General features: G+C 33.3%; 30 protein-coding genes. 17 read left to right on the top strand and 13 right to left on the bottom strand.

The genetic code is table 11. The features are described 5' to 3' along the window. Positions 1-686 precede the first annotated feature (686 nt). Positions 687-2,702, top strand: a complete 2,016-nt coding sequence (locus CFPG_RS04150; RefSeq protein ID WP_012573721.1) for a hypothetical protein — start codon at positions 687-689, stop codon at positions 2,700-2,702. A gap of 346 nt (positions 2,703-3,048) precedes the next feature. Here the strand turns inward: CFPG_RS04150 and crcB are convergent, their stop codons facing one another. From crcB to CFPG_RS05650, 9 genes are all read right to left on the bottom strand, one after another. After that, complete coding sequence (crcB, locus tag CFPG_RS04145) at positions 3,049-3,426, bottom strand: fluoride efflux transporter CrcB (RefSeq protein WP_012573720.1); 378 nt, start codon at positions 3,424-3,426, stop codon at positions 3,049-3,051. A gap of 1,808 nt (positions 3,427-5,234) precedes the next feature. Continuing rightward, positions 5,235-5,390 carry a hypothetical protein gene (locus CFPG_RS05660; RefSeq protein ID WP_265348007.1) on the bottom strand — a complete coding sequence of 52 codons (156 nt, stop codon included), beginning with the start codon at positions 5,388-5,390 and terminating at the stop codon, positions 5,235-5,237. 204 nt (positions 5,391-5,594) lie between these two features. Beyond that, positions 5,595-5,831 (bottom strand): hypothetical protein, encoded by a 237-nt coding sequence (locus CFPG_RS04140; protein WP_265348006.1) that lies wholly within the window; start codon positions 5,829-5,831, stop codon positions 5,595-5,597. A 215-nt stretch (positions 5,832-6,046) separates the two neighbouring features. Further along, positions 6,047-6,238, bottom strand: coding sequence for a hypothetical protein (locus tag CFPG_RS04135; protein WP_041572458.1), 192 nt, complete (start codon positions 6,236-6,238; stop codon positions 6,047-6,049). An 81-nt stretch (positions 6,239-6,319) separates the two neighbouring features. Beyond that, positions 6,320-6,949 carry a hypothetical protein gene (locus CFPG_RS04130; RefSeq protein ID WP_012573718.1) on the bottom strand — a complete coding sequence of 210 codons (630 nt, stop codon included), beginning with the start codon at positions 6,947-6,949 and terminating at the stop codon, positions 6,320-6,322. An 814-nt stretch (positions 6,950-7,763) separates the two neighbouring features. Continuing rightward, complete coding sequence (locus CFPG_RS04125; protein ID WP_012573717.1) at positions 7,764-8,099, bottom strand: hypothetical protein; 336 nt, start codon at positions 8,097-8,099, stop codon at positions 7,764-7,766. Positions 8,100-8,698: 599 nt separating this feature from the next. Next, a complete protein-coding gene (locus CFPG_RS04120) occupies positions 8,699-8,893 on the bottom strand; it encodes a hypothetical protein (protein ID WP_041572457.1) in 195 nt (64 codons plus the stop codon). Between the two features lie 883 nt (positions 8,894-9,776). Next, entirely contained in the window at positions 9,777-9,938 is a 162-nt protein-coding gene (locus tag CFPG_RS05655) for a hypothetical protein (RefSeq protein ID WP_265348005.1), read from the bottom strand. Between the two features lie 1,710 nt (positions 9,939-11,648). Then, on the bottom strand, positions 11,649-11,930 hold the full coding sequence (locus CFPG_RS05650; RefSeq protein WP_041572373.1) for a hypothetical protein: 282 nt from the start codon (positions 11,928-11,930) through the stop codon (positions 11,649-11,651). 327 nt (positions 11,931-12,257) lie between these two features. Between CFPG_RS05650 and CFPG_RS04110 the strand changes: the two genes are divergently transcribed. From CFPG_RS04110 to CFPG_RS04095, 5 genes are all read left to right on the top strand, one after another. After that, complete coding sequence (locus CFPG_RS04110) at positions 12,258-12,458, top strand: hypothetical protein (RefSeq protein ID WP_041572456.1); 201 nt, start codon at positions 12,258-12,260, stop codon at positions 12,456-12,458. Between the two features lie 177 nt (positions 12,459-12,635). Then, positions 12,636-13,256, top strand: a complete 621-nt coding sequence (locus CFPG_RS05185; RefSeq protein ID WP_012573716.1) for an N-acetylmuramoyl-L-alanine amidase family protein — start codon at positions 12,636-12,638, stop codon at positions 13,254-13,256. A 192-nt stretch (positions 13,257-13,448) separates the two neighbouring features. Then, the gene (locus CFPG_RS05645) at positions 13,449-13,679 is read left to right on the top strand and encodes a hypothetical protein (protein ID WP_265348004.1); all 231 of its coding nucleotides are present in this window, start codon (positions 13,449-13,451) and stop codon (positions 13,677-13,679) included. 480 nt (positions 13,680-14,159) lie between these two features. Next, a complete protein-coding gene (locus CFPG_RS04100) occupies positions 14,160-14,450 on the top strand; it encodes a hypothetical protein (RefSeq protein ID WP_041572462.1) in 291 nt (96 codons plus the stop codon). A 259-nt stretch (positions 14,451-14,709) separates the two neighbouring features. Continuing rightward, the gene (locus CFPG_RS04095; RefSeq protein ID WP_012573715.1) at positions 14,710-15,738 is read left to right on the top strand and encodes a hypothetical protein; all 1,029 of its coding nucleotides are present in this window, start codon (positions 14,710-14,712) and stop codon (positions 15,736-15,738) included. A 48-nt stretch (positions 15,739-15,786) separates the two neighbouring features. On the opposite strand, the gene CFPG_RS04090 is transcribed toward CFPG_RS04095, so the two are convergent. After that, a complete protein-coding gene (locus tag CFPG_RS04090; RefSeq protein WP_012573714.1) occupies positions 15,787-16,146 on the bottom strand; it encodes a hypothetical protein in 360 nt (119 codons plus the stop codon). Between the two features lie 49 nt (positions 16,147-16,195). Here CFPG_RS04090 and CFPG_RS04085 point away from each other — a divergent pair, with 49 nt between their 5' ends. Both CFPG_RS04085 and CFPG_RS05640 read left to right on the top strand, forming a co-directional pair. Further along, positions 16,196-16,732, top strand: a complete 537-nt coding sequence (locus CFPG_RS04085; RefSeq protein WP_012573713.1) for a hypothetical protein — start codon at positions 16,196-16,198, stop codon at positions 16,730-16,732. Positions 16,733-16,848: 116 nt separating this feature from the next. Beyond that, positions 16,849-17,001, top strand: a complete 153-nt coding sequence (locus CFPG_RS05640) for a hypothetical protein (protein WP_265348003.1) — start codon at positions 16,849-16,851, stop codon at positions 16,999-17,001. 649 nt (positions 17,002-17,650) lie between these two features. Here the strand turns inward: CFPG_RS05640 and CFPG_RS05635 are convergent. Next, on the bottom strand, positions 17,651-18,049 hold the full coding sequence (locus CFPG_RS05635; protein WP_265348002.1) for a hypothetical protein: 399 nt from the start codon (positions 18,047-18,049) through the stop codon (positions 17,651-17,653). 2 nt (positions 18,050-18,051) lie between these two features. Further along, positions 18,052-18,702: a RepB family plasmid replication initiator protein gene (locus CFPG_RS05630; protein ID WP_041572453.1), complete on the bottom strand. Its 651-nt coding sequence runs from the start codon at positions 18,700-18,702 to the stop codon at positions 18,052-18,054. Between the two features lie 686 nt (positions 18,703-19,388). On the opposite strand from CFPG_RS05630, the gene CFPG_RS04070 reads away from it, so the two are divergent. The 8 genes from CFPG_RS04070 to CFPG_RS04040 all read left to right on the top strand — a co-directional run bounded on the left by CFPG_RS04070 (position 19,389) and on the right by CFPG_RS04040 (position 23,202). Beyond that, the gene (locus tag CFPG_RS04070; protein WP_041572452.1) at positions 19,389-19,622 is read left to right on the top strand and encodes a hypothetical protein; all 234 of its coding nucleotides are present in this window, start codon (positions 19,389-19,391) and stop codon (positions 19,620-19,622) included. After that, the gene (locus tag CFPG_RS05625) at positions 19,619-19,783 is read left to right on the top strand and encodes a hypothetical protein (protein ID WP_265348001.1); all 165 of its coding nucleotides are present in this window, start codon (positions 19,619-19,621) and stop codon (positions 19,781-19,783) included. Before CFPG_RS04070 ends, CFPG_RS05625 begins: the two co-directional genes overlap by 4 nt. Beyond that, positions 19,749-19,940, top strand: coding sequence for a type II toxin-antitoxin system YoeB family toxin (locus tag CFPG_RS05380; protein ID WP_083754411.1), 192 nt, complete (start codon positions 19,749-19,751; stop codon positions 19,938-19,940). The genes CFPG_RS05625 and CFPG_RS05380 overlap by 35 nt, the downstream gene beginning before the upstream one ends. Positions 19,941-21,007: 1,067 nt before the next feature. Continuing rightward, complete coding sequence (locus tag CFPG_RS04060; protein WP_012573712.1) at positions 21,008-21,430, top strand: HU family DNA-binding protein; 423 nt, start codon at positions 21,008-21,010, stop codon at positions 21,428-21,430. Between the two features lie 98 nt (positions 21,431-21,528). Beyond that, entirely contained in the window at positions 21,529-21,765 is a 237-nt protein-coding gene (locus CFPG_RS04055) for a hypothetical protein (RefSeq protein ID WP_041572450.1), read from the top strand. 199 nt (positions 21,766-21,964) lie between these two features. Beyond that, the gene (locus tag CFPG_RS05375) at positions 21,965-22,033 is read left to right on the top strand and encodes a hypothetical protein (protein ID WP_083754412.1); all 69 of its coding nucleotides are present in this window, start codon (positions 21,965-21,967) and stop codon (positions 22,031-22,033) included. Positions 22,034-22,057: 24 nt separating this feature from the next. Beyond that, the gene (locus tag CFPG_RS04045; RefSeq protein ID WP_041572449.1) at positions 22,058-22,561 is read left to right on the top strand and encodes a hypothetical protein; all 504 of its coding nucleotides are present in this window, start codon (positions 22,058-22,060) and stop codon (positions 22,559-22,561) included. A 308-nt stretch (positions 22,562-22,869) separates the two neighbouring features. Beyond that, positions 22,870-23,202 carry a hypothetical protein gene (locus tag CFPG_RS04040; protein WP_265348000.1) on the top strand — a complete coding sequence of 111 codons (333 nt, stop codon included), beginning with the start codon at positions 22,870-22,872 and terminating at the stop codon, positions 23,200-23,202. Between the two features lie 109 nt (positions 23,203-23,311). On the opposite strand, the gene CFPG_RS04035 is transcribed toward CFPG_RS04040, so the two are convergent. Next, complete coding sequence (locus tag CFPG_RS04035) at positions 23,312-23,935, bottom strand: recombinase family protein (RefSeq protein ID WP_012573708.1); 624 nt, start codon at positions 23,933-23,935, stop codon at positions 23,312-23,314. A gap of 945 nt (positions 23,936-24,880) precedes the next feature. On the opposite strand from CFPG_RS04035, the gene CFPG_RS05620 reads away from it, so the two are divergent. Continuing rightward, positions 24,881-25,009 carry a hypothetical protein gene (locus CFPG_RS05620; protein ID WP_265347999.1) on the top strand — a complete coding sequence of 43 codons (129 nt, stop codon included), beginning with the start codon at positions 24,881-24,883 and terminating at the stop codon, positions 25,007-25,009. Positions 25,010-26,065 lie beyond the last annotated feature (1,056 nt).

Below are 26,065 nucleotides of genomic sequence, written 5' to 3'. Positions count from 1 at the left end.
TACTATTCTTACTTGTATACAAATACGAACAAAAAAAGGGTATGAGTTAATCTACATATCTAAAAAAAAAAATGATAAAAAAAAAGCATGAAACCTTTATCATTTTAATTTGCATTTTTCGAATATGTTATTATTTTTTTATTTAGTTAAATATTGTAATTACAACAGAAGAATATTGTTAACTAAGATATCGTATTAAATAATACACCCACGCTTTTTTTTTTAATACATACAAGTGTGCTTTCATAGAATGAAATCACACTTATCATACATAAAACCTCAATGTACGTTGTCGTAACGGAAGTTTGCTTGTCGTAGATAGATGGTATCATAGAGAGTTGGAGTTGATCCAACTCCATACTTATTGAGAGTTTAATTATTTTTTTCTCTTGTTGGAACTTATGTACAAAGCAATTGGTAAGGTGATTGTTAATTTTAGGTTAACCATCACGCATGGCATTCTTTTCAGTGTTACACAGATGTATTTGATCAGCTATCTGTTCCATGATAGTAGTGAACTGACATAAATATTCTAAAAGGATAAGTAGTTAATGCAAAGCAATTTAGAGCGGTCCACTTGAATATTTAATTAATATTTTGTTAAAAATTCTTTGCCAGTGCAAGGGACTGCAGATGTCTAATGACATTTTAGACGTTTGATGTAGTCACCTGCTGTGTCTGTGTTAATGTCACAAAAATATAAACGAGCAAGTTGGTTTTGCAATAGTACGGGCAAGAAAGGGAATATCGTTGAGCTTATCAAGCTATTTTATGGAGTTGAAAAGAAGAGTGCTATGAAAATGCTTTTTGACTTTTTAGGTGTAAATAAACAATCTAATACACAATCTTCGGATTATAAAAATGATTGTCAATATGAAGCAAGTGTAGCTTGGAAAATAAAGAAAAAGCATGGATTACCTTATGAAAAGCCCATACTGGAAGATAAAGAGATTGCTCAAGAGTTTTTCTCTGAATTTTCTCTGAAAGATTACACTCTCAATAAATTTCATAGAGCATTACGTTGGATGAGTATTTGTAAAAATCCTACTATTGTAGAACTTACTCCAGAAGTGGCTGCTGAAGTTAACGCATCTACTGGCTGGAATGGAGTGAAAAAACAACAACCAAAGTATTCAAATATGGACAAACAGCCATATAACGGTGCTACTAAAACTCCTCCAGAACTTATTGATGGATTTTCAATACCAATGTTGGATACATGGAATAAACTTGGAGTAGATTGGAAGTTGCTGGCAGAATACGATGTAAGGGAAACCAAATACCATCGTATTGCTTACACTGGGAAAGCAGCTTATCAGTATAAGATATACGATATTTGGCAATGGGTGGTTGATATTCATCGGAACAGAGATGAAAACTCAGAAAAGTATCAATGGAAAGAGTATATAGATTCTCTTAATATCTGGAAGAGGGGGAAGCATAGCTCTGGAGATGAACTAAAGGAATTCGTTTTTGGATGGAAAAAACTAAAAGAGCGAATTGAACAAAAGGAGATCAAAGAGGCGTGTATTATAGCTAAGTCCCCAAAAGATGCATTAGTCCTTTTAGCTATGGGATTCGATACAATAGCCCCGATGAGTGAGCAATTCGAGCTTCCAAAAGAAATAATGCAAAAACTGGTATGTTGCTACAAAAAAATTGTTGTCTTTTATGATGAAGACAAAGCTGGAACAAACCATTCTCGTGAACGAGTGAAAGAGCTGAATGATTTGTGTAAAGAATCAAAAGCTGTAAGTATATATCTTCCTAATGAAGGAAGGTGTAGAAAGGATATCAGCGACAAGGTCTATAACATGGTATTGGAAGGTAAGGAGGTAGCAGAAGCAGTTAAGACTGTAAAAGCAGAAATTGAACAACTTATCAGTAATGCTAAGTCTACTCTTCAGAAGGAAGAGTTAATAGACAATAAGGGGGAGTATATTATACAGAAAGATAATGTAGTTAAGAACTCTATCAAATCATCAAGATTTATTTCAATTAAAATCAATGATGAATGTGAGCAGAAGTATCCCGAAGAGTTCTTACAGTTCACCCAAAGAAAATTTGGGGCTTCAGCAGAGATTCTTAAAGAATTGGACATATGGAAGCATAAAAAAACTGATTCTATTATTATTAAGTTGGATGTATCACAAGAATTTGATTCAAACAAAAGGAAATATGAACTTTTCTATGAATTTCATATTTTGAATTGGCAAAATAGGAACAGTAAACTGACTGATTCTCCAAATTCTAGGAGATACCTGTTTGGTATGAATATTCTTTACAAAAACTTGCAAAGAAAAGATGAATCAACGGCAAACATGCCTCTTATAATTGCAAAGTCTCCTGAAGATGTAATAACTATTCACTGTAATTGTCCAAATTGTTATGTCGTAGGAACTATAGATGAAAACTTTCAGTTTGGCAAAAAGAGAGAAGAGCATGAAAATGATATGTATTACATCACAAATAAATTTTCTTCTGCTACTGTACTGGACATGCCTCAGCTAACCAAAGATCTCAATGAGTTTGCTAAGCGAAATAATATTAAATTGTTTGCGGCTCGAACAGCATCATTTAGGGAAGATGGGAACGGCAAAACTGCTAGCGAAAGATTTATGAAGTTAGGAAAGGAAAAGTTTGTTGATGACATAGATCAAATAATTAATCACTATTCAACTACAGAACCAGCTCCTTTCTAAATTGAAATATTTTTTCATTAGGTGATAATCACTGGAATATCTAGTGATTATCATCTTTTTTTTTTAAAACTCTTATAAAAAATATTTTTCTTGTTGATATTAATCGTCGTATTTATTTTTTTTTCTATAAAATCGTAAGTGAAATAACTTTCTCATTAAGAGATATCCTATATATATTGATTGATAGTCCCTTTAAACTAAAGGATTCCTCTTTTTATTTTATTATTTTTTTTATTTAAGCGTTTTTGCTGTTTTTAAGAATATTGAGATTTTTTATCAATATTGCCTACTGAAAGTGTCGATGGCGTCTGAAAAGCTAGGCTGAATTATCATCGTCAACTATAGTTTAAAAAAATTCTGTTAAAATATAACCTAGCAACACAGCAGCACATCCTGCAATAATATTAATTAGAATATATAAAACAAGTGTATGGTAATTCCCTGCTTGATAGAGCTGAAAATTTTCCAATGAAAAAGATGAGAAAGTAGTAAATCCCCCACAAAATCCAGTTATAAAAAAAATTTTCACATTTTCATCCAACCAATTATTTTTTAAAGATAAACCAACTAAAATCCCAACAAAAAAGCACCCTAATAAGTTGACAACAAAAGTGGTTAACGGAAAGATAGAAAATCTGATCCTGACAATCAGTAGAGAGACCACAAAACGAAGAACACTACCTATTCCTCCACCTATTCCTACCAAAAATATTTTCTTAAGCATACTCTACAATGCAAAAGTAGAAACTACTTCTTGCTAATGCAAATTTAGCAAGCTACTTTCCATAACAACCTTTGTTATGGAAAGTGTACTATCATAATCGTTTATTTTATTATAATTTATGAGTATTAAATAATTAATTGTTTAAACAAATAGTGTATCATCTAATCTTATGATAATCTTATGAAAAATCTAATCTTTTCCTAATCGAATGGTTGAAGGAGACGAGGTATGCAGAGACTGAATTAAGAAAAATAAAACTGATGCATAAATACGCGAAAGAATACTCAAAGAACAGATGCAAACCTTACTCCCAATAGTCCAAAGAAAAGGAAAAACAGTATTCAATCTCGGATAATCTATAAATTACTCATATTAGCCTCGAGACAGACATAATACATGGCCACTCACCACACACACAACACCTATATTCCAAGTCTGTAATGTAATAGTAGCTGTGACTATTGGGCTTTCTCTCACACCACAAAAATAATAATAACAAATCCAGTCATGAGTAATATCATGACTAACTATTCTCATTATAGGCTACTAAATTATAAGCTACTAAATTGAATCGAATTGAATTGAATTTGAATATCAGGCAGTTAGATATTTATAACCAAATTTGCTTGCATATAACATATATAATACGAACGTCATGAGCAACATATAAATTATCGCTGATCTGGCGGGAATAAAAAAAGTAGGAATAAAACTTGTAACTCTATCTCCACTCGCGTCATTTGTTAATAAATGATTTTTTCCTTCACATATGAAGACTGTTAATATAGAAAACGAGATAGTGGTCCAAACAATAATGGAAGGAGTTAAATCAGAGAAGCATCTAAAGGACAGTAGAAGCCAAGCTTGTGCTAACTTTCGAGTAAACGAATGTTTAATCGATTTGCTGATTTGAACAACATCCCTGCTATGTGAGTGATTACTAGAACGGTCTCTTACATTTAAGAACCCAGCTGAGGGGAGGGCTTTGATGAGGAATTTACTTATCACAGTTATCTTTAAAAATCCTCTAAAAAAGGAACATATGTTAAGACTAGCCGAGAAGAAGTTTCTCGTGAGAGAGCTTGAGACTTTATAGCTACATGCTTTTAGCTGGAAAAAACAGGATCTAATCAATAATTTGACATACAATTTGACATACAGAGAGAATCTAAAAGCATTTATGAAACTTATTGGTCCAGGTGGATATTTTACTAGTTATCCGGAACAAATACTTAGATTGAAACAAGAGTATCCTGAATTATTCGAAGATGGAGTAGATCAAATCAAATAGCTCGTAGGAGCTGAGATTCGTGAACTAGAGACTCCTTGTAAGGAATTGTTATAGACCTTCAACAAAAGAACCCACTATCCTAAAGTTTCAAATATCAACGTGGATGTTAAAAGGAGACCACATCAGTCTCGCATAAAAACAGAAAGAATAGGAATTGAATTTTGAGACAGGATAGTGCATCAGTAATCCAATCCGCATCAGTTTAAATGTATACTGATTAAGAAAAAAGATGGGAAATAAAACTGAATGCCTTAGTGGTATTAGTTGATTTTAATTCATAGTACAGTAAATGTTTTAAACGTTCTATTATTCTTCTCGGTCTTTTTGGGCTATACTTTCTCTATAGTAAGCATATTGCTTCTCTATTAAGAGCTTCCCCCTCTCATGGGTGTCCCTTTCTTGCCATACTTTTCATCAAGTATTGCATCCGTTGTAGGGATTTGTTTTTTCTTATCTACATCGATCCTTATCATCCTCTCAGTATCTATATAGGAGATATACTGAATCTTTGTTTTATCTAACAGTTTTCTGCTTCCACTCTTCTTCTTCCCAATTCTCTAGTACATTCCTGCAAGAGTTCCAGAGCAAGACATTTGAAATCCATATCCATTTGACTATATTCAGTATCAATGCTGATCAGAGCAAAAACCATAATGTCTTCCACATGTTTCATATGTAATATTTAAAAGACCAACTGAGCATATGAGCCTATAGTAATAGCTGTATTCCTTTATCACATCTTCCCCAATGGGGGAAAGATTAACTTCCTCCTTAGCGCAGAAGACACGAAGGAAGACTTTATCATTCTCCATCATTCTAATTTAGTCCTTATTACTATTGCTCTTCTCCTAAGCATTGCGTTTATTATTTGGGATACTTACCAAGTATCTTCTCTATCAGGAAATTTTAAAAAATAGTACACATTATAAATAATAGCAGCAGAAACAATCGTTTTGACACTAGTTATCATAACATTCACAGTCCTACTATGCTTTAAATCAGCTATCTCATCCATACCCTTATATTTAAAAGGAATATTTCTTTTAGCATTGCCTTCAGCTATTGGAAACACTATTATTCCACACAATAAAGCGATCATTGAAAGTTTTTTCATCTGAAATTTTTATTATAATCCTATCAAGGGAGCTCTTTCTTAAGAGCACTTCTTGCTCAATAATTTTAATTTTGTCCAAGTCATTCTTAACATATTATGTACAAACATGCCATGCCAGGTCAAATTACCGGTGAATTCCTACTCTCTATTTCTCTCCAACAGACCTTCTTGGCTTCATATTTTTTCTCCAACCAATAATCATTAATTATATATTATTAAATCAATATATATTTACGCTCGTAAATCTTATCACACCTACATCCACCATAATACTTGCCCTCAGCAAATTCGTTATTACAAAAGTAGGCGTCAATTTCCATTGCTTTGCCTTTACTTCGAAACAAATGATGAAAAATAATAGAGTTATATCGGTAGTTTTTTTCTTTTGCTAGCACATATGTATTCATTCTTTATCAGTTAGTTATAGTATAACGGATGTGTAATAAACTTCTCATCTCTTTTAGTCCTATTTCACCACCATCATGAATTTAGAACATATCGCTTAATTTCTGTTTACTTCTTAGATGGTACCGAAATCCCATATTTAATCCACAACACGGGATAAACAACGGTAGGGCATCAGGCTTATAGCAATTAATAGAATCATCATTATGATAATTGTTCCCTTGTAGTCCTATATACGGGGATAAATAAATTCCACTGGGGGAAAAATATCTTAATCCAGTTACAACTGAAAATTTTTTAACAATATCATTCAAACTATTGCTAGTGTCAAAAATATTATTCATAGTGATACCAGCAAAGATCTTATTGTTGTCGGAATTATTATATACTGAATTATAATGTTTAATACCAATAGAATTACCCGAATAACCAATTTTATTATTATCCATACCTAAATTAAACTTGATTTTACAATCAAGTGAGACTTCTTTGTACATCAATTCTATACCTATTCCTTCTGACAGCATAGACTTCCTTGTATAAGGAAGATTGCATTTTGGATCAGAAGGATCTCTTTCCCAATGAAAATTATAATAATCTTCTCTGTTTATTCCTGAATAAACGAAAAAAGTCATATCATTTTCACCATTGCTAAAAGCAGGTATTTTAACCAGTAAAATGAGAGCAATCAACGAACATTGAACTTGTTTCATGGTGTGATTTTGTTATTTATCATAAAAAATTTGAAATGCCTTTCTTATACTTTCACGTACTTTTACGAATTTGACACTTTAATAGGATAGAAACAACTCTTATTTCTTTTTTTTCTTCTGTATCAGTTTAATACACTCTTGTATATAAAACAATACACACAACACAGAGCTTCTCTCTGTGTTTATATGAAATATGAATAGAAAGTAGAATAGAGGCTGAAGTTAGTCTATTTTTCATACTTGTGACAGTTATGATTGTTTCTTTCTTGTTTGTAAATTCACATACCCAACCCAGAGTCGACAAGGAGACAGTTACTTCGAGTTCAGTCAATCATACAACAGGTGTGCACTAGTTTAGTGTTAATATGAGAACGGGATCTGTTCGTTTGTTCAGGGAAAACCTACAATGCTGTGATAATTGTCGACACTGTAGAACAAGCCCTTCCATAGACATGAATGTATCTATAAAAACTCTATTATGGAATAACAATCCACACACAAACACTATCGACTTAAAAAAGGAAAATCATTCCTATTTTCGGGCAACTCTCATAAAAAGAGATAAAAAGAATGAACTACCGACTAGCTTAATATTGATATAGGACTAAATTGTATTTTACACAAAAAAAGTACTATAGACAACGTTTTCTAGTAGAGACGATTTTTTTTTGAGGTCGGGTTGTGTAGTTGATTTTTCCAAAATTAAACTGAAGAAAAATGCAAAACAGTATTTAAATGCGAAGTTTAAAGTATTAACTAGCTACTTGTATTGAAATAGAAAATATTCAAACTCCATCAAAGTTTTTTAAGCGAGCTATTTTGATAGCTTACCTACATTTCCCAATGTGATATTAGAATGGTCATTATGCAGAATGAAATATCTCAATTCTTCTGCTCTTTCAAAGAGCGGACTTGCCAATCCAAGCCAGTCACTGTAATTTTCGGATAATTGTTCCCATCCTTGTTCTTCTGTAGGATCAATATTTTTCCAGAAATCACATAATTCCCCATTGAGAAAGCAATGCTCACAATCGTCGATTACAGCATACGGAATCATCTTGCATTCTATACCGTTCAATCCCATCCTTGCAGCATAGAAAGAACTGCCGCCAAGTTTATTGGCACGTTGCCATCCAAAATATGCTTTCATAGTATTTATATGGATATTAAGCAGTGTATTCCTTTGTTCCTAAATTTGCATTTTCTTTACGAAAGAATAATTATTTTTTTTAATTCAGAACAGTTTGTCCATTCAATATACCTTCGTATAATCATAGTTCTACTTCAGTTTAATCTTTGCATTGGTCTACCGAACACAATGTTAACCACATTACGCGGTCAAAATATTCTCTTTCCTGCAGGGATATTGTCCATTATAGCAGTGGATATTGTCTCATGCTCGGCATCACTGTTACATCTGGACAGGCTATTCTAATTTTACGCGCTAACTTCCCACTTTCATAGTAAGTAAAGTAGGTAGATAGAGAGCATAATGGTTCAGTTATCTTTTCATGATAAGTTAATCTTTATGTTTAACGTATCAGGCTGTTAATACGGAAAGCCATGTAATACATTTTTATTTCAAAGCCATTGCCATTTTTCTTACTCCCAAACTGGAGTAGGAACTACAACTTTTACCCGAAACAAATAATGAACAACAGGATTAAGGTTAATAGTTTTTTTTGCTTCGTATTCAAAACCAACCATTATTTCGTGGTGTATACTCTAGTTTTGTCTCATTTCTTAACATCACTTTTTGGATATTTTCGTGTAGATCTTATCCATCTTCTCCTGCAAGTCTTCCCTATAATGTCCAAGATTTCTATGCAAATCCCACAGTCCATGTCTGTCTTCTCCTGTTTCTTTCATTTTCTCATGAACCGCCTCCAAGAAACTGGAAAACAGTTCTTGATAATTTAATTCAGTCATAGTAATAGTTCTCATAAAAGTTTAAAGATAATCATTTTCTTATTCTACTGTATTTCACAATTAACATTAGGAATAATAGGCATAAGTCAAATGTCATAAATGCTTTAAGAAACTTATCACAAACTACTTTCTCCTTCTTTTATGAAAAATAATTTTGTGAAAAAAATCTCATACAGATTGCCTATATGCAAGAGTATTAGGACATAAAGACTTTCTACCGCACTGGAATGTTTTGCTATGATATACCATCTATATCCTGAGCAGACAACAAGGTATAATAGATCTGAATATCAAAGAAAGCATATTATGGAAAGCATGTATGATGTGTTTAGCCAATAAAAATTATTAATGCCTATGAAGCTTTTACGTAATCAGTACGGGATTGTTTATAGACAAATTTTGGGAAAAGTATATGACTTACTCCTCCCAAATGATAATTCCATAATTATTATGTTTTCATGTATTTGAAGACAGGAGACATAGATTGGGTTATTACACACAATAGAAAAATCAATCGTCAATTAAGTTATCCATGTGACTCAAGTCTCACGATTCTCCACAACAGTATTTTTTCATTTCTTTTGTACGTTATTTCTGTACCATCTGTACCATTTTTCAGTTCTTGAGTGCAGGGGGCTTGACCTAATCCTGATTGTTTGAAGGCTCACGATTTATATCGTACAAGATCGGATTCGGTTACTGGTTTTAACAAATGAAAGGCTCCATCACCTCTCATTTGTTAACCGTTTGATTGTATGATATTATTGAACTCTCTCGTATATTTCAAAAGAATTCCATAATCCTTCATTTACTTATCTCAATCAAAAGCCTTTTTGTCTACGTTATCCTTGAATTTATTGCAATCAAAACTTGCTTTCTGGTACTTTTGCGTTGGTTTTTACCAAACGCTCCATTCTTTTAGTCCAAAAGAATGGAGCGTTAATAGCAATCTTATATCTTCATCGTGTTTTTCTAAAAATTCAGTCATATTTCTCTGTAATCGTTTGGCGCTAAATGCCATTTCAATAATCGATTCTAAATCCAATTCATACGTTCTCATACCCGCTTGTTTCTTAAGATTAAAACTGATTAAATTAAATTAAATTAAATTGGTTTAATTTAATTTCTATCCATCTACTGCAATACTGTATATTCTCATATGTATTGTCACAAATATTATCCGTATTTGTTACCTGAATACAGCAGCTGTATTTTTTTTCAGCAGTCATCTCCTATATTCTCATAATTTTCAACATTGTCTCCTACTGATACTTCGTTTATAAAATATTTCTCAACGATCTCCAGTTTGTCTGGAGTATACATACATACATTACATACATATATACATACGTCATCAGAATCAATATCAATCCAAGTCTATAAGGCATCATCAATGACTAAACTAGTTAAATAAACAATATTTAAAAGGGAAAAGACTAGAAAGCCTTATGCTACTATTTAATTTAATCCTCTATAAATCATTATTCTTGCTATGAAAATAATAGAGTATAGTATGGCACGTGCATTCTTTAAAGTCAATTAATTCTTGAAAACAACAAGAGCATCGGCATGACATTCGCCCGTAATACGTCTTGCTGATTTTCCATTAGCCCTTTCACTTGAATTCCATTACCATAAACAGTCTTGTAGAAACAGCACCAATAATCATAATTTTTATGTGTAATGGTAGTTCTGTAGATCTATCTGGTGATATTCACTGCCACTTACCTTTGTTTTGTTTCGTATATGCTGCAACTCATAGCATATGAAACAATTGATATGAATGATAACGGGTAAATATTCATTGAATAAGGCTTTCTACTAAGTGATCTCCATTTCATCCCAGTAGAGCCCCCCCAAGGAGCCATCCAATACACACCCAGTATACGCACACACTCTCTGTCGTTATAAGCGCAAGTTGCCTAATTCTTTTTTTCAATACGTTTTTACTACTGCTCAGTTCATAAGATTAATACCAAGTTGGTTAGTAAAAAAAAAGTACGAGTTCCTTTATTCCCTTACGATAAAAGTCTGTTGTCCACGTTCTCGTTATATTTTCAACATTATCATTAGATTGTATAAACAGGTTAGATCTATATTCATGCATTACTTTTTTCAGCAAGTAAAAACATTCTGTCCACTTCCGATTTTAAACGATGTCCAAATTTACTCAATTGTATCAAAAAGCTCTTTTATCCTAGTTTATTCATTTATCCTAGTTTATTCATTGCTTCCATTGAATAAACATAATCTATACATGCTCATTGTAAATGTAAATACCTTTATGCTTCTTGATTAATCCTCCTTGTTGCTATGGTTGATCAACTTATATAACAAGGAGACATATCATAATTATCATAGGTAATAGAATACCTATGCCTGCCATAAACTCCAACAAAATTTTTCCTAAAATTTCTATTCCCTAAAATTTCTATTTTGTAAATCATTTTTAATAATTAAAATTTCTTTCGTTGACCATGATTTAAAATGGATATGGGGTACGATCCCAATTTTATCAGGCGTTTTTGGATACTTTCCCAAGTTTATTTTCTTAATGCTGTGCAGTTGTAAAAGACATTTGACATTTATGCTTCCAGTACCTTACCAATACCAATGCTGCATTAGCCATTACATTATTGGAAGTGATGAAAATTTTGGTTAATGAACGTGATATTGACTGTGATGAAGTTTTTTCCTAAACTTACCAAGCCACTTCCTCTGTCTGTCCAATGGAATACGCAAATCTCCTCTGATTAGAAAAGGAATAACTTCAGGCTTGTGCATCTGTTTGAGGGACTTTCTTCTTTCTTTTTAAGTCATGACGACCACGTTTGATTAACTCTTTTTCTATGAGCCAGCATATGGCATTATTCCATTCATTTTCTTCAGGAGGGAAAAGAATTCCCTGCTTTTGACAATATATCTTCTTTAGATCTTCCAGATCCTGTTTATCGAAGACCTTGCCTTGAACAGCAACCATTCTTTTGCCAATATCTACCAATAATTTAAAATCAATTGAATCTTTTTTCCTATTTATCTTTCTTTTGTCCATGGTGAAAAAATGCTTTAACAAAGCATAGTATAAAACATTGATTATAATGGGATTGAATGACATGAATAACAAAAAAGAGAGGGACAGAATTGCTTCTGTTCCTCTCTACATAAAAATCTAAACTATTTAGCATGTTATGAAAAAATTCGATGAAGATATATATATTTGAAGAACAGAGAGATCTGTGTTAGATAAATTTAACATAGCATAATATAAGAAAGAATATAAATTTATTATGGAGAAAGAAAAATGCCCTAAAGAAGTTCCATGTAAGGACGATCCTTGTAAGTGCAATTGAAAGTAAAACATTCGTTAAATTCTAGAGCTATGAATATGTCTGTATCGGCGAAAGCCAAGAAGCTGCTCTTAACAGCCGTGCTGTCTTGTGGTGTCTTTTTTGCCAATGCTGAAGTATGGCAGGCAATCAAGGACATAGCATCTACAGTTTTTACTGTTGAGTGCGGGCATCTCTTACTTAAGTACGCAGACAGCAAGGGAAGGTTAATAACCTTGTATATATTGGGATAAACCAGACAATCTAACCCCCCCAAGTAGACTAATGAGAATAAGTAAAGATACTAAATGTACTAAAATTTTGGTAGGTGTTGCTCCTTGTTATCTTTTAGAAGAATACTCGGTCCTCTGTGCTTACTTCAAAGTAAACGAGTGTCTAATCGATTTTATAACAAAAAAAACTTAATTGATATGAATAAAATTAAAATCATGCTTGTCATGTTCTCTATACTATTCGGAGTTAGAGGGATAGCAGAACAAGTAAATGTGGTAATAAATCCGTGTCATGGAGGGAAAGATCCTGGAGCTTTACACAATCAATTGAAGGAAAAAGATGTAAATCTACAAGTAGCTCTATTGCTACAACAGGAATTAAAGAAGGAAAATATAACGTCAGCATTGACAAGAAGTGAAGATACTTATGTTTCTCTTGATGATAGAGTTGATTTTTCTAATTCTCTTAAGCCAGACCTTTTTATTTCCATTCAATGTAATGCAGTTGTATCTAAAGCAACTACAACTAGAGGAATAGAAATAACTATGCATCCTAAGGAAAAAGGTTCACCATTTTGTCAAACCATTAATACAATGATGGAAAAGATAGGCAAACAGGTTGCTGATATGGGGATACCAAACAGAGGAGTAAATTTTAAAGATCTATATGTAATACGCAATATTAATTCTCCAGCAATAATGGTAGGGATTGAATATATCACTAATCCAGTTGCTGCAACTCTTCTTGAGACAAAACAGCTTGAATTTGCTAAAATATTATCGGAAGCAATAGTTAATTTTATTGGAAAAAAACACTAAATAGACCTTATTAATTGTATTAAAATACATAATTTTACTGTTTTTCTATCTTTTTTGTAGTTAAAAAAAGGGGGAGTGGATTGAAAGATAGAAATAGGCATCCTTAGTAGATATATTAGATTGATTATTATCAATGGATGAAAAGTTAGTGGAAGACTGTGAAACATATTAATAATTTTAAATTATAGAACTATGAAACTTAAAAGAATTCTGTATTATGTGGTTTGTGCAGCTTTTGCTATTAGTGGGTTCCTGTTCAAAGGGAATAAGGCTAAAGCGATGAAGAAAAAAACTACAAATAATATTATCTTAACAAGTGTAGCGCATGAAAATGATGGTATGAGTTACTCTCATTCTTCACACTACTCACATTCCTCTCACTATTCGCATAGTTCACATTACTCACATTATTCAGGTAGATGAATATAAAAAAATTAACACTTATCTTGATAGCAGTTATACACTTCTGGTGAATACCTTTTATTAATCTCTTTCTTACAAAAGCAGCTGACAAAAAATCGAATCACTTCTTAGGTGTCCATATCATATGGTAGCAAAGAAACTTAGTGAAGTAAAAGAGCACGAACACTACTTCATCAATGTAGGTGAGGACTTTATTATCATGTACTATAAAGGTGTATCTGAGTGTTTCGATTGTTCTTTTGAGTGAATCTCAAAAGAAGACCATGAACGTATGCATACGAGTTAATCAGAATTGTGGTTGGTAACTCCGTAAAGAGTGTATAAATATTTTTATCATCTCCATGCAAACATTTTAATGAGATAATGTTTTATCTTTCGCAGGAAAGTCAGCAAACTCTTTAAAGTCAGCAAACTCTTTTCTGTCCTTCTTGTTTTTTTTAGATAAATAGCTATTCCACTATAATTAAATCTTAATTATAAATGAAGAAAATCTTTCTGTTGCTATCGCTCATTCTGGGCATGGAATCAACTTTTCCATCCGTCAGTTCAGCCTACTCTGATCAGAAGAATACTATGGAGACAGGTCTTGTAAAAGATAATTCGCAGGATTCTCAAAATACTCTGGCTTTGGTCTATAAAGAATTAAACAGTATCCATAATGACATTGAATCTGCCAAAGATGCCATAAAACTGAATTGGACTCTGTGGGGACTAGGTCTACTAACTATTATCTGTAGCATCGCAACAATTCATTATGCAAAAACAAAGTAACATAAAGATAAAATACCGGAAATATCATTTTATTGACAGTATAATACTGTTTTGCCAATGTTAGACTCTGCAGTATGCAATTTTTAATTAAAATGTAAAACGATAGAGAGTTGTTTTTGGCAGTGTCCTCATTCAAAAGAATCTGATTTTTTTATTGGAATTTTTTGGAATCTTATTTAGCAAGGGAAAATGATCCCCAAGTATTAATGAGACTACTCATCGAGAACAATAAACTATCATCATAATAATCCAGTAACGAATGAGAAATTTGGCTAAAGTATTTATCATAAGTTTATTTGAAATAATCCTGTTTTTATTTCCCATAGCAGTACATGCAGAAAAATATGGTGTAAAGGGCATAAATCTGAAAGGAAAGCAACAGGGTAGAAGCAAAAAAATTACAGCGGAAGTTTGTCTATTAGAGCGGAAATCTAATACAGGAATCGTTCCTTCAGATGAACTATATGAGGAAAAGTCTGTCGCTAAAAACTTGAAGGCATATGAAGGTATTCCCGTTCCGGACCCACTCGTTGAATCTATCCCAGGACTAACAGTGCCTGCTGTTGTGGAAATTTACTCCCATGAGGATAAACTTTGTAGTAAATTCTTTCGCTGTGGAATCGATATAAGTTTTCAAGCGGGAGACAGTATATATGTTTCATTGGACGGTGATGATATCTATGTTTATAGAAAAGGTCAAACAGAAGAGAATCTCATAGAGCAGGAATCTGTGAAAGAAGAAATCGAAGATGTTAAACCTATTGACACACCGGGAGTGGAAGAAGAAACAGAAGTTCTAAGTGAAATTACTGAACCCGACGCGGCAGAACTTTGTCTACTTCGAAAGAAAGAGCAGATAATGAAAGAAGTGTCAGATATAACATTGCAATGGGAACAATTGATTTCTGATGAAAATCAATATATATCGGAGCTAACTATTCTAATGGGAGACTTAGAGGAATCCATTGGTAAGATGGGTAGTGGCAAAATTACTTGTTGGAACAAAGAACTAGAGACTATCAATAGTAGGATAGGTATTCTGAACACTAAGAACGGAAATATTCGTTACAGACGAGATAAGCTGAAGGAGAAACAAACACTTATCGATTCCCAACTAGAGGGAAATCCATTACTGAAGGAAATGGTTTCTATGGAGTATTTTTTTAGATTGATCAATGAATGGAACGACCTGTTGAAAGAAGCGAATTCTAAGATCAACACTTACAATAACATAATTGCGGCCTTTAACAGCAGTGTAAACCACCTTAACCCTTCAGACAATCCATAGCTTTGCGCGAAAAACACCCAAAACAAACACACGTTCTATATAACAACCTCAAGATTCATGGTTTTGTTTTTTTTGCTTGAACTTACCTTTCAACCACTGGCAAATGACGCACCGTTTATCCCAACAGTAAATCCATCCATAAAGCTTCAGTGAAGCCAGTAATGCAGAAACAATTATTGCTCCGGTATTATGACGGAGAGCTGAAAGGACTCCACAGGAGAAGCTGAAACATGATTCTCTATCCCAACATTCATATATTCCACAATGATAGCTGCTGTCTATCAAACCAGCAATGCCATACACCATCGAATAGAACATGCGAAACAAAGACATCCACATGATAGCTAGTGCTGTGAGCTTGAAAATACCTATTAGGAATCCACGTAAACTTGAGGTATTTAGTTCCATGAAAATCTTATATTTATTATATATCTGTTTGCAAAAATAAAAACATCATATGAAATACAGAATTCTGTTACTCTTCTCTATTCTAACTTTTGGGTTATTCTTCCCCAAAGCAAATAACAGTGCCCTCGCTCAGTCAAATGAAGATTTCGCCACAATCCTTTACAAGACTAGAGAGGAAGTAAGAGATATCACATATGAATTAAAAAATACACTTTCCGATCGTAAAAAATTGCTATTGGAAATGAACACTCTGACAAATGATATAGACAAAGTTCTTCTAAAATTTAAAAATCAACAGATTAAAGATTTCAACAACGAAATAAGAAATATAGCCAAAAGAATAAAGACAGTTGCAGACAAATATTTTGATTCTGCAAGTAAAATTGATGATTTCAATAAAAGAAAAGCCGCTGTTGATTGCCAATTGGACGAAAATCCAAGATTAAAAAATTTGGTTTATAGGGAATGGGAAACTTTACTCTCTGATGATAAGAGACTGCTGACAGAGATGGATTATCTGATGAAAGATATAGATAGAGTGATTGGGAATATTGATAGGCGAGAAATCACAAATTACAATAACTAAATAAAGGATGTCAATAAATAGGATAAGTAGTATTATAGATAAAGCTAGTGATGTGATATAACCATAGGCTTGATGAACTTAATAACAGAAAAAACAAAATAAAAGAAACACCAGGAGTGGGAAATCTAATTGTTTGGACTGATTATAATAAAGTGATAGGTGAATGGAATGCTCTTATGGATGAAGAAGCTAACCCAAAGTTGGATATCTACAACAAAAAAGTAGAGACCTTCAATAGCATAACAGCAAACCTTTCAAATCACCCATAAAACCAAGCAACAGTTCCTGTAACTCATATATCTCATAATATTACTTGAAACTTGCTCTTCCAAAAAGAGGTGCATGTATGAATAGTAAAAAGAGCCATCAGAACTAACTCAGAACATTACCGGAAGCTATAAGGAATAGTTGTGAGCACAATTTATGAGCTAATTGACACGGGACAATTATGTCAATTTCTAGTGCCTAAATTTACATTTATCATAATAACTCTACCGCACTTTCTTTCAAAGAACACATCGCATAATGGTCAAAAAATTGACCTGTAACGAACGTTTTTTACTACTCAAAGAAGATAATTGCTGTAAGATGTCTTAAAATGCGTCAAATGGCGTTTATCCCTTATTATTCGATTTTCTTTTCATTAATCGGGAAATTCTGTCCCAATTGAAGCAGTAGATCAATCCGTATAACATGAGTGTTGTTAGACACATACAAGAAGTAAAATTATCGTTATGTAATCTCAAATATCAGCAAACCACGCACTTTTAAATTCGCAATACTCTTCACCAGGAAGAAATGATACAATAAAAGATATAATTGGAAAGGCAAGGAATCGAAATAAAAATAATTTTTGTTACCAAATAGAGAAAATGCAAGGAGGATACCTTAAAATGCGAAATACAGGAATTCTAGTTCTCATGACAACTGTTTCAGTTTCTCTATCGCCTTTTCTATATTTCCCTTGCATGATTGAAGCAATTGGGTCAGGTAAGAATGTCCGCCGTTCCTTAATACAGAATCTGTTAGTTTCTCTAATTCTTTTCCAGAAAACTTATATACGCTATCCAAAACAATACGAATACTATCCAATTCCACATCCTCTCTGTATTGTTGGCTTATTTTTTGTCCTGAAGGAATATTGGATAATTGTTCCGGTTGATACACTGGGGTAATAGTGATTCCTATCACCTTTTTCTTTCCTCCTTTGGGGTTATGTTTATTCTCATAATCCAACTCATAGACAAAACTATACGGAGCATTCTGATCCAACTCTTTCTTTGCCTGCTCTACAACTCGTGCAAGGGAATTATTCATTTTCATGTATTTTGTTGCCAAGTTCTAGTACAGTTCTTATCTTCTCTATATTGTAAGTTACCGGGTTCATTCTTCCCTTTGATAAGTTCATAAAAATGACGAGCATAGATGCTTCTGAAAGATATTACCGCTTCTAGTTCCTTCTTTTGATTCACATGTGGAAGATGTAACAATACTTCGTATATCTCTCGACGTAAGAGAAGGTGTATATCGTTCGTATTCTTATCTATTCCCATGTAATAAATAAATGGGAAACGTATCAATCGCTCTCCGTCTTCATGCTGTATCATTCGCTTCTGTAAGTTATATATAGCCTTTTTTGTCTGTATAAAATTCTCTCCTTCTTTTAAGGACAGGACAATCTCTACGTATCCATTAGTATTATTTCTAAGAATAAAATCCTTGTTTTGTTCTTCCTTATCCAGTTGGAAGTATTCGACCAATCGATATAGAACATGTTTCTCATCTTCAGAGAAAGGGTGCTTCGATACTGACAGTAGATAGGACTGAATAAATTTGCTAGGAAGATGTACCTTCTCTTGGGACATAGAAAGGTCATCGATAGTATTGGTATCAACCTTTTCCACAACCTTAGCTTCTATCGGCTTCCTTCTCATAATGAAGGATAATAACCATTCTCTCCATGTACTCATAATTTGTAATATCAATGGGTCTGATTAAATAAATATCTATCAAAAATAACAAATACAAGAGAATGTATTCATTGGTAGAATTCCAAAATGTAGCTATTGATAATAAAAACAGACTAAAACGTATCATTACACAGAAAGAAAAGTTGTAGATAATTACATCTAGTATTGTACTATGTATCGTAACATGGTGAGTGAAATACTTTTTATTATGCTTGCATAGAATACAATACAGGGAGGCTTTAAGCTAAATCACCTAAAATTATTCTTTAACTGTGCTTTCTAATGAAGCAGAATGGGTGAATTCTGTACATTATTGCTATTCGCTGAAAACATGTGAAAGTATGTATATATATACAATGATAAAATAATGATTAACTGATGATAGATAAAGGATATCCTATATATGACAAATTATAGTGGGATGTGTATCTATCGATAAAACCCCAAAATGTAGCTACTGATATGGTGAAATGAAATGGACTAAAACGTATCCTTACATAGATAGAAAAGCTGTAAGTAAATACATCTATTATTAACATTCGTATCTAAACCTTATAAATTCCCATGTAACTTCAAGTTTTACTTTAATCCACTTCTTCTGTAGAAAGAGTAATGAATATTATGCCTATCTTTAACGGGGCATGTATATAAACTACATGTATATAAACTAAAGAAGTAACAATATCATGGGAATAGTAAAAGAGAGAACTGAAAAAAAAACGGATAAGGATTATCAATTGAATATTGACTCCAATCTTTTACCGATTGATTTAGATATGAAAGGAAATGCTGAAACGGAACAAGAAGATCCGTACTTGTATTCAATGGAAGAGCTTCATCAATCAATAGAGCAGGGACGTCAGGAAGATCGTGAAGGAAAATGTATTTTATTCGACGAAAAGCCTTTGAGGAAGAGATGAGACAGTTGGAAGAAGATGTAAAAAACGGCAAGGAGATAGATATAGATTTTGTAAAATTGACTTTAACTGCAAAAAAGGATTATAAAAAGCATATTAAGGCTGGAAACGTTAAACTTGTAAAAAAAAATAAGACGTATAATAAAAAAAGAACTAGTAGTTGATCCTCGTAATGGAACTGGGGACTCTGAAAAACTGAAGTACATGGATGGAAAAATCTATTCTCGCCGAATAAGCGATTTTCACCGTATGGTATACGAAATAGAAGAACCAGGCAAAGTAAGGGTAACTAATCTTTGGGGACACTATGATGATAAATAAAGTACGATAATTTTTTATTACCTTCGGACTAGCAATTATTTCCAAATTTATTTTTTGCTCTTGTCAGGAGAAGTCAGCATAGTTTTGCTGGCTTTTCTTGTTTTGTTTTAAAGATTTCTATATTCGTTCCTTGTTTATTCATCGAAGACAATGGTGGCGGGGAAGTTATGATAGCTTTTCCGCTTCTTTGTTGTTAGATCTATCCTTTTAAATTAACCATTACCTTCCTCAAGTATCAAAGTCTATTTCAAAAAGCGAAATAATTTCAGATCTTTGGACGAATTCTAATGAATAGAATGGACCCTATATCGTTTTTGCTGATGGACGATTATTTTATTGAAATAGAAGAAGATAGAGGCTTATCCCGTGATGAGCTGATCTGTCAATGTAATTTTGACAAGCTTATGGATTCCTTAGTCATCGTGCCTATGATCCGATTAGACTTAGGAAAGGGAAAAGATAGTTCCCTATTTTAGCTCTCTGTGTACATCACAACGACAAATAACTATAAAAAAAATAGAAAGGTAGAGCAATGCCTGAAGAGAAAAAGAATTGCAAGCTAGAATCCTTTGACAGCCGATGCTGTTCATTTTGTTCTCGTTCTTCAGAGTGCCATGTGTTTGACCGTATGCTAAAAAAATATGAAGAGAAACTGTTTGTATCCTAAATTAACTACTCAATCGCTATGCTTTTGGAATGGATTATTATTGTTGTGTTCGTTATTCTGGTGATCTGGTTAATCATTAAATGGTAAAAGCCAAGTTAAGTACTTAATTTGATATGTTTAAATCTCCTTGTAAAGAACGGAAAGCGTGCTATGGACACTGGGACCCATCGTGCAACGGAGAACGTTCCGATTGTCCGTGTATAAATAGATGTCCTAATTATACAGCAAGAAGAGATAAAATATTAAAGCTCTTGAAGCCTTTCACTATGCTGATGACATGGTTTAAGCGTCTACAGAAAAGAACCATCGTACAAAAACGGAACAAGGCATCAACTGACAGCAGTTAGTTATAGTTGTATATTCAAAATTTTAACCTTAATTAATTTAATCTAAAAAGAAGATGGATAAAGTCAAGATGAATGCTGGAGATATCATCAGGAGTGCATCACGAGCTTCTGGGTACTCTCGAAGAGTGGTGAAAGAGGTCTTTCAGCAATGCATAGAAGAGATGAAAGAAACACTACTGTCTGGGAAGAGGGTAAGTCTTAAGGATTTCCTGTCTCTTACTCTCGGTGAATATACAGTGAAACCATCTGGAGTGATTTCTCCTTCACTGATTGGTATCCATCCACGTGTAACGGCACATTTATATAGTCAGTATAAGAGAACGATCAAAGAGAATGGACAGGCCCTACGCGATGCTATTTTAGCACGTAAGGAAGCTATTCAGAATGATCCACTTACTAAGAGAAGAATTGAACAGTTGAGTAAAATAAATCCTTTCATCAAGAAGAATAAGAAGAAGCGTGTGAAGAGAGTTTGAGCGTTCTTACAATAAGGGAGTATTTGGCTCCTAAAGATTAATTGACAAAATTATAGCGTATATTGCAGTAATAATTAGCGTAATAATACTTATAAGTTATGGAAACAGTAAAGGAAAAAACAAAAAAGGTTGACGGATGTATAGACGTTGATTCAGACGATGATATCAAACTCGTGTACACTATGGAAGATCTTGATAGGTGGATTGAAGAAGCTGATCAGGACGAACGAGAAGGCAAACTCATACCCTATGACGAAGCTTACAAGGAAGAAATGAGAAAGCTAGAGGAGGAATGGAAGGACAAGGAATATGTAGATAGATGGCATTTGCTGTAGAATTATCTCGAAGGGAGAAAAAAGACCACAGAGAGTATATTAAGGCTGGCAGTCCTCTTAATAAAAAGATTGCTGTGCTGTTATCGTTAATATCAATAGACCCACGTGGTAAAATAAGTAGAATTGGGAATCCAGAGCAATTGAAACATTACGAGAGAAGGGAGGGGTTTGGTCTAGGAGAATCAGTAAACATCATAGGATGGTGTATGAGATTAAAGGGGATTGTATCATTGTTCATTTGCTATTTGGACACTACGACGATAAATAAAAGAACGATTAACAACTTCTCGATATGAAAAAACCATTATTTCTTTTCTATAGTCTGCTGCTGCTGTTTATAATAGTGTCTGTCTCTTCATGTAAAAATGGATTGGGCTCGAATTGTACAGAGCATTGCACAATATATTTTAAGGATGGAACAAAAAAGGAATTTGACATCGATTCCAAATATCAACTTAATTGTGGATTAGAAAATTGTGATGAATATCCAGGAATTTTCCATATTTGTTTAAATTATATTTATTCTTCTTCCCAAAAATTATCTGGTGAATGGAAAAATGGTGGGGATGACTATTTTCGTACAGGGGATCGTTGTTGTGTAATAGACAAAAAAAATGTAACAGAAGAAGGATGCTTAAAAGAGATGGAGAAAGTTGCTAAAAAAATTGGAGATTGTGAAATAAAAAAACACCATCATTATGGCTATATCACTCTTTCTGTATGCAGTTCAAAGAACGTAACAGGATATAGTTATAGGTTTAAGAACCATGAAAAAACGATACGTTTGTTTAAATAAATAGTTGAGTTCATATCCAAGACAGAATTAACAAGAAGAGATTTTCGATTGCTTATTAAGATATGGGAGCGGTATGGAGTGAATGCCTTATCGCTCCTGTGTTTTATACGATGTAGTACAAAAAAAACTCCCCGAAATTGCGAACGGGGAGAACAATGGGATTAGCCTTTTGTTTTTTACTGGAATAGATACAGCAAATGTATCTATTTTCATTTGATTTCTAAATCAAGTAAATTTGTATCGTTCGATCTTCTAGACAAAGAATGATGCTAAATTAAAGTGTTAAACTAAAAACAATTATTATGAATATGAAAGCAAAAAAACTATTAACCTTGGTCTTTTTCTCCGTTATCTGTTTTGGAGTAGGAGCTAAAGTAGCAAAAAAAGAAGTAAAACCTGCAATCCTTCCTGCACAGACAGAAGAAGTGAAAAAGGAATGTCATCAGCACTGTCATGGATTCCCATTTTTTGGTAAGCATTTTACTAAGACACAAAAAAGCTACGAATCTCTAGCAGACAACAATCTCTATGTTGTGTTTTTTGAAGACGACACATTTGCTATCTACAAGAAGGGTGTAGCGGATATGGAAGGGATCACTTCTGATAAAGAAGTAACGTTCATTGAGCTTGTGAAAGAATAAACGCATCTTTTCTCAGAGATAGATACACTAGACTGAAACTGGTCTGTGTAAAACAAGTAAAAACAGAACCGACAGGGGTTGTTCCTGCCGGTTTTTCTTTGCTCTTTAACTAACACTGAGCCAGTGTTAAATAATGATTTCTTGGCTTATAGCATAAATCCTTTCTGTACTGTCTCACATAACGGGTAACAGTCCGCCGATGAACGTTGTTCTGTCTGGCTATCTCGTCAATGGGAAGAGAAAGATCGATTTCCATCGTTTCCTGTAGTTTTTGAGGTCTTCCCCAAACAAAATCACCATCACTCTCTGCCTTAACTCGCAGATAAGATTCTTTAGTCCTTGCACAGTTTAATCCTCTCTCAATCTCGGCTGCTATCGTATGGGCAAATAGCATGACCTTGCTGTTGAGATCATTTGTCTTGAAATAATAGTTCTGTTTGACGGCAATAAAATTGCATCCTTTCTCATTGCAGAGCATATTGATGTTACTAATTATGTCCATCATGTTGCGTCCAATGCGAGATACTTCACTTACAATTAGGGTATCACCCTTTTTAAGTTCGTCCATAACAGAGGCAAGTTTTCTATCCTTTGCCTTTATTTTTCCTGAAACAGTTTCTTCGAAAACACGGTCAATCGTCATTTGATGTTCTTCCATGTACTTCTCTATCCCCATCATCTGATTGTTTACATCCTGATGGCAAGTACTTACTCTTAGATACACAACATTCATAAATTCGAGGGTTTTTATAGTTAGACTTGATATTTATAATTACGAAACAGATAAATTGCTATACTTGTTATAGTCTATGTAAAAAAATAAGGAATGAAAGCGTAGAACCGTGTTTTTTAGGGTTCTGACAATATGACAATAAGCTTCTTGACAAAAAAGCTTGAATACACATTGCAAAAATATCCAACCCTGCAAAACTCTGTTTCTGACGAAAAGAGTAGTTTTTCAAAAGCGATACAAGAATATAAAAAGCTTATAACCTCTATAGAGAATGGGAAAGATCCAACCCTGGTCCTGATGCCATTCAGGAAGATAGAAAAGAAATCTAATAAAAAAGTAAATAGTCTTCTAAGGTACATTCCATGTTTGGAGAATTTGGAGGAATAGTTGTTAGCTGAATAAATGTTGAGAATAGCAAAAGTTTTTTTATTACGACAGTGGGGACGGTTTGGTATGAATGGCGAGTAAATGTATTTATTTTTATTTTATTATTCCAAAACCAAGTAAATCTACATCATTCAGTCTCCATGAGAGAGAATGAGAAAAACTAGAGTGTAACTAAGGTTTTGGTTGGTGCTGCTCCGTATATATGGGACAACAATTGTAATCATATTTTATCATACTTCCCATCCTTGATCCTCTATTCTATTCCAATGCGAAGGAGTTTTAGTATATCATTCAATACTTCTGGTATAAGATTTTCTATGTTTTCTATTTTTCATTTGTTCTTTTCCGTGATCGTTTGATTTCTCATTGTCCAAATGAAGTAGTAAATCAACACTAAATCTAGTATATGTATCAGATAAATTTAACATGCAGAAGATTTAACATTTAACAGATAAGAAAAAATAAATTTGTTCATCATGGAGAAAGAAAAATGCCCTAAAGAAGCCCCTTGTAAGGACGATTCTTGCAAGTGTAACTAATATTAAAATCTACAGATCCATGAAGAAATTGGTCTTAACAACCATCCTGTCTTGTAGTATCCTTTTTGTCAATGCAGGAGTATGGCAAACAATCAAGGATATAGCATCTACAGCTTTTACTGTTGAGTGCGGTTACCTCTTTACTTAAGTATGCAGAAAGCAAGGAAATAATAACCTTACCTGTATTGAATTTGCCTTGGTTTGCATCATTGAAATAACCAAGATAGCTAAATCAGATAAACGAATGAGAAAGATGATGCTTGTTGTTATATAAAGAAGACTGATGTAAAGAAGTTTAAGCTTACTTGCTAGCGACATATGTACGGAGAATATACCAACGTTAACTATATAAACGAAGACTGTTGATATGAACGAGACAAAACTATTATCGGTATTGGTGGTATTCCTATTTTTCTACCACCCTATCCTTCATGCAGAGGAATCTGAGTCAGAGATTGAAAGACAGCGGAGTTGCAGCACAAGTGATGATTAACATAACGTATGGGAAGTACTAGATGGGTGAAGGTTATATGACGATGGATGATGGCCACTACTGGCACGTTAAAGGAAAAGAAGATGGGGTTACGTCATCTAAAGAGACTATTGTTGTCATATATAAGAGAGCAGATAATGTGAGCATAATTTACAACCGTAACTTTTACGTTAATCCATACTCTAGGAGATGAAGAAGTACAGCATATTCCTGCTTATGACTCAGAAGAGCTAAACTAAACTAAATTAAATTAAACTAAATTAAACAATACATGCCAGAGATGACAGAAGAACTGACAAAATGATCAAAGACTACTATTGTATACATGAGATTAGAACGGCTCATATGCAGGATATCAATTGGATGTGATTGATCACATAATAGACGTTATCACGGACCCTAATTTTTAAATTTTAAATCTTAAACAACATGAAGAAATTTTTAGGATTTTTATCTTGGTATTTGTTCTTGTGTGATTCGCACTTCCAGCAAGTGCATGGTGGGAAGACAACAATCATAATCAGATCGTAAATATTGAAGAAGTAAAATATGGACAATTAAGGAAACTAAGCAAAGTGTACTGACTGTAGTGTACACGAAGATCTTGAAAAGATAGACTATATACACGTAGATTACGGGGGAAAATACTGTGTTGATCCTGATACTGATACTGAACCTGTAGTTTGGTATACTAAGGGGATCTAACGATAT

Source organism: Candidatus Azobacteroides pseudotrichonymphae genomovar. CFP2 (genome assembly GCF_000010645.1).
Classification (GTDB): Bacteria; Bacteroidota; Bacteroidia; order Bacteroidales; family Azobacteroidaceae; genus Azobacteroides; species Azobacteroides pseudotrichonymphae.
The sequence above is the reverse complement of the archived record's forward strand: the minus strand, read 5'-3'. Positions and strand labels throughout refer to the sequence as shown.